This window comes from Clostridioides sp. ZZV14-6154 (genome assembly GCF_020657785.1).
In the GTDB taxonomy this organism is placed as follows: domain Bacteria; phylum Bacillota; class Clostridia; order Peptostreptococcales; family Peptostreptococcaceae; genus Clostridioides.
Genome location: NZ_JAGWCY010000085.1, coordinates 1 through 255 on the forward strand (window position 1 = coordinate 1; position 255 = coordinate 255).

1 protein-coding gene is annotated in these 255 nt (G+C 31.0%); it reads right to left on the reverse strand.

Going from position 1 to position 255, the window contains the following annotated elements; translation table 11 throughout:
• Window positions 1-255 (reverse strand): IS200/IS605 family transposase (gene tnpA / locus KGF45_RS19850; RefSeq protein ID WP_227843089.1); only part of this gene is annotated, 255 nt, incomplete at both ends.

Consider the following 255-nt stretch of genomic DNA (forward strand, 5'->3'; position numbering starts at 1 on the left):
GACAATAACTTTTGCTCCAAAAGTATTCTTTCCATAAGGACTTACGAATACTTGGAAATTCATTCTTTATTCTTCTACTTGATGCTGATTTATAAGCATTTAGCAGTTTAGATATCTCTGTATTTGGTTTTGCTTTGAATAACAAGTGCACATGGTCAATATCATGATTCCATTCTAGCAACTCCACTCCATAATTTGGGGAGATATCTACAAATATATCTTTTAGTCTATCTGATATAGAGTTATCTATTACTT